The 4,689-nt window shown below is 60.7% G+C and carries 4 protein-coding genes; all 4 read left to right on the forward strand.

Going from position 1 to position 4,689, the window contains the following annotated elements; all coding sequences use genetic code 11:
- Nucleotides 1–85: 85 nt before the first annotated feature.
- On the forward strand, nt 86–1,366 hold the full coding sequence (locus IRZ12_RS15725) for an aromatic ring-hydroxylating dioxygenase subunit alpha (protein WP_296470387.1): 1,281 nt from the start codon (nt 86–88) through the stop codon (nt 1,364–1,366).
- Between the two features lies 1 nt (nt 1,367).
- The gene (locus IRZ12_RS15730) at nt 1,368–2,093 is read left to right on the forward strand and encodes a class II aldolase/adducin family protein (protein WP_296470390.1); all 726 of its coding nucleotides are present in this window, start codon (nt 1,368–1,370) and stop codon (nt 2,091–2,093) included.
- The gene (locus tag IRZ12_RS15735; RefSeq protein ID WP_296470392.1) at nt 2,090–3,247 is read left to right on the forward strand and encodes an extracellular solute-binding protein; all 1,158 of its coding nucleotides are present in this window, start codon (nt 2,090–2,092) and stop codon (nt 3,245–3,247) included. The genes IRZ12_RS15730 and IRZ12_RS15735 overlap by 4 nt, the downstream gene beginning before the upstream one ends.
- A gap of 6 nt (nt 3,248–3,253) precedes the next feature.
- On the forward strand, nt 3,254–4,689 hold a 1,436-nt coding region (locus tag IRZ12_RS15740), incomplete at its 3' end, for an iron ABC transporter permease (RefSeq protein WP_296470395.1).

Raw genomic sequence — 4,689 nt, forward strand, 5'->3', positions numbered from 1 at the left:
GCTCTATACACTCGGGAAAACAACAAAACTTGGTATCTAAGTATTTTGATGCCAGGAGAGTCAACCCGCATAGAGGAGGTCTGGGATGGAAACGGCGGAAGGCAATGAATTCTTGACCCGCGTCGGCAAAGGCACGCCCATGGGCGAGCTGCTGCGCCGGTACTGGCATCCCATCTGTGCCGCCGCAGACATGGACGGCAAATGGACGCGGCCGGTGAAGTTGTTGGGGGAGCGGTTGATCTTGTTCCGCAACCGCCAGGGGCAGTTGGGGCTGATTGCTGAGCAATGCCCGCACCGGCGTGCATCGTTTCTGCACGGGATCCCGACCCAGGCCGGAATCCGCTGCCCGTATCACGGGTGGGAGTTCGATCCCCAGGGCAAGTGCATCGACCAGCCCAATGAAGTAGATAATCGCGTTTTCCGGGAGAAGGTGGGCATAGACGCGTATCCCGTGCAGGAGCTGGGCGGGCTGCTATTCGCGTATCTGGGCCCCAAGCCTGCGCCGCTCCTGCCTCGTTTCGACGGGTTCGTGGTGCCGGGAACGATACGCATGCTCGGACGGGTGGAGTTGCCGGTGAACTGGTTGCAGATCATGGAGAACTCACTGGACCCCATCCATACCGAATGGCTGCATGGGCATCACTACGAATTCCTCAAAGAGCAGGAGGGCGTGAAGGTGGCCATCAGCGCCCATCACGTCAAGATCGATTTCCGCGAATTCGAATTCGGCATTACCAAGCACCGGCTGCTGGAGGGGCATTCCGAAGACGGCGACGATTGGCGGATCGGCCATCCGGTGGTGTTCCCGAACATACTGGCGGTGGGCAATGGCGATGAGCAGTCCCGCTATTACTCGTTTCAGATCCGGGTACCCATGGATGACGAGCATACGCTGCATCTTTGGTACAACGCGTATGTTCCTCCTTCCGGCGCGGACGTGCCCCCGCGCTTGCTGGAGAAGGTTCATACTTACGAAGTGCCCTATAAGGATGAACGCGGGGAATTCATCGTTGACAACGTCGACGGCCAGGACATGATGGCCTGGGTCACGCAAGGCGCCATCGCCGACCGTACGCTGGAAAACCTGGGCGCCTCGGACAAGGGAATAACCGTCTACCGCCGGATGCTGCGCCGGGAGTACAAGAAGATCGAGCAGGGGCTGGACCCGATAGGCGTCATCCGGGACCCCGCCCGCAATGTTTGCATCGACCTGCCAAACGAAAGGAAGAAACATCACAACAGCGACGGGTTTTCCAGCTTCATGTTGCGCACGCATGCCCGCTATTCGCCCATCGCTCAGGACCTCGTAGAGATTTTCGAGGGCAGGCGGGCCAAGGAACCGCAGCGCGAGACGATCGAGGCATGACATGGCCGACGCACACTTTCCTCAACCGCAGAGCTGCGAGCAGGCCCGCCAGCTCCTGATCGACGCCGGGCGCATATTGGAAGCCTCCGGGCAGGGCGACCTGACCCGGGGTCACATTTCCGTGCGGGTGCCCGGCGACCCGACACACTTCTACATGAAGCCCCATAGCCACGGGTTTGACGAGATGACGCACGAGAACATCGTCATCTGCAACCTGGACGGCGAAAAAGTGGGCGGGGGCGGGCGCCGCCACAGTGAGGTCTACATCCATTCCGAGATCTACAAGGTACGGCCGGACGTGATGAGCGTGATTCATGCGCATCCGACCCATGCGGTCGCGCTCTCGGCCACCGGCCGGCCGTTGCGCCCCATCAGCCAGCCGGGCGTCACCTTCCGGGACGGCGTTCCCGTCTATACCGGAACGATAGAGCTGATCCGCAGCCAGGCGATGGGCGCAGGCGTGGCGCAGGCGCTGGGCCCGCATAAAGCGGTGCTCCTGCGCAATCACGGCGTGGCCGTCGTGGGGCGGGGGGTCGAAGAATCGACGATCCTCGCGATCCTGCTTGAAAACGCCTGCCAGATCCAGTTACTGGCCGACGCTGCAGGAGGAAAAGGCGAAGAGTTCGACGCCGCCACCATCGAGCGCCTGTACGAAACGATCACCAAACCCGAGCAGTTCATCATTAACTTCGAATACCTACGTCGCCGCTACGCCGGCGCGAGATGACCGCATCGACACGTGCCGCATCGCCGGGAATGGAGGTCCGGCCATGTGTCCACGTGGGTTGGCCGTTTGACGACATGGCGGCAATGAACCGCCAGTACAAGGAGGAGGCAGACATGAAGAACGTGCTGTTCACGGTGGTCGCGCGCGCATTGGTCATGACGGGGTTGGCCTGTAGTCCGGCCGTGGCGCAGGACAGGGTCGAGGAACTGGCCACTTATCAAGGGCCGGATCGCCAGGCTCGCCTGATCGAGGCAGCGAAGAAAGAAAACGGCATTACCATCTATCACGCCTATCCCGCGCTGACCAACGTCATGGCAGCGTTTACCAAGAAGTACGGCATCAAGACGCGTCCGTGGCGGGCTGGCTCGGAAGCCGTGCTGCAGCGATTGACCACGGAGGCGCGCGGCAACCGCTTTGAAGTCGACATCGTGCAGAACAACGCCCCGGAAAACGAAGCAGCACACCGGGAAAAGCTGCTTCAGGCGGTTCGTACGCCGCTGACGGACGATCTCATTCCGCAGGCCGTTCCCGCGCACCGAGAGTGGGTGGGCATTACGCTGGACGTCTGGGTGGCGGCCTATAACACCACCAAGGTCAAGGAAAGCGAGCTGCCCAAGCGCTATGAGGATTTACAGGATCCACGCTGGAAGGGGCGGCTGGGCATCGAGGCGAATAATCACGGCTGGTACGGGACCCTCTTGTCAGAGCTCGGAGAGCAGCGCGGGCGGGAAATTTTCAACAATATCGTGGCGACCAATGGCATCTCTGCACGCAAAGGCCATTCCTTGCTGACCACGATGGTGGGGTCGGGCGAGGTGCCGCTCGCATTGACCGTATACAACTGGAATCCCGAACAGCTTGCGGCCAAGGGCGCCCCCATCAAGGGATTGCCCATCGATCCCGTCATTGCCCAACCCAGCACCGTCGCGTTGATGAAGAAAGCGCCCAATCCGGCCTCGGCCATCCTGTTCTATGAGTTTGTCATCAGCGAAGAAGGGCAGCGCATCATGCAGGGAATGAGTTACGTGACGACCCACAAGCGTCTCGAACACCCGTTGCGCAATGCCTCGCTGAAGTTCGTTGATCCCGCCAAGGCGCTGGACATGCAGGCTGTTTGGCTTGCCGATTTCGAAAAGACCATCCTCAAGAAGTGAACGGCCATGGGCACGACATGGGATGCGCGCATGGGAGAGCTGCGCAGTGCCGGGCCGTCCGGTAACGGGTGGCGGTTCTTGAATACACAGTGGCTGGTCATTGGCGTATGCCTGGCAGCCGTCGCCTATCTGGCCCTGATGCCGCTGGGTTTTCTCGTCTGGCAGAGCTTCTTGACGCCGGACTCCGCCGAGGCGGCGGCGCGGTACACGCTCGGCAACTACGCCACCGCCTACGGGTCGGCCGAGACCCTGCGCCTGCTGGGCAATTCCCTGGTGTTTGCCGGGGGAACCGCCGCCTTCGCGTTCTTGGTGGGTGGTTCGCTGGCATGGATGAACGAGCGCACGAATACCCCGTTCAAGCGCTTGTTTTTCGCCTTGTCCATCGTTCCGCTCATCATTCCCGGGATCATGTTCACGATTTCGTGGATCCTGCTGGGCAGCCCGAAAATCGGGCTGCTCAACCTGCTCCTGCAGCGATGGTTCGGCACGGAATACGTCTTCCTCAACGTATATTCCATGTGGGGCATGATCTGGGTAGAAGGGCTGCACTACTCGCCGATGGCCTTCCTGATGATGACAGCGGCGTCCCGGTCCATGGATCCCTCGCTAGAGGAGTCCGCGATGATGAGCGGCGCCAGCATCTTCCAGATTTTCTGGCGCATCACGCTCAAGCTCACATGGCCGGCAATCTTCGCATCCCTGCTCATCCTCTTCGTACGCGCCATCGAAGCGTTCGAGGTGCCCGCCTTGCTCGGCATTCCGGTCGGGATACATGTATTCACTTCTGCCATCTATCAAGCCGTCCACCAGTATCCGAGCCAGGTCGGGCTGGCTTCCGCCTATGGGACGACGCTGCTCTTGATAACCACTGGAGGCATTTACCTGCAGTCTCGCCTCACCGGCCGGGGCAGCAGGTATGCGACGGTCACCGGCAAGGGATTTCGACCCCGCGTCGTGGATCTTGGTCCCTGGCGCTACGTTACGGCAGGCATTTTCATCGTGTACTTCTTGCTGATCGTCCTGCTGCCGTTCCTCGTGCTGCTCTGGTCTTCGCTGCAGCGCTACTACAGCGTCCCGTCCATGGAAGCCCTGGGCCAGGTCGGTTTGGACGCCTATCGCTTCCTATGGTCCCACCCGACGATCATCGACTCGGTGTGGAACAGCCTGCTCCTGGCCTTTGCCAGCGCGACCATCGTCATGCTGCTCACGTCGGTGGTGTGCTGGATCGTCGTCAAGACTCGCCTGCCTGGACGATGGCTGCTCGACAACATCGCCTCTTTGCCGCTGGTGTTTCCGGGGTTGGTGCTGGGCCTGGCCGTGATGGTCTTCTACCTGAACTTCAATATCGGCATATACGGAACGCTGTGGATCATGCTCGTGGTCTACGTGACGCGGTTCATGCCCTACGGCATGCGCTACAACAGTACCTCTATGCTGCAGAT

Source organism: Pigmentiphaga sp., assembly GCF_019689535.1.
Lineage (GTDB): Bacteria > Pseudomonadota > Gammaproteobacteria > Burkholderiales > Burkholderiaceae_B > Pigmentiphaga.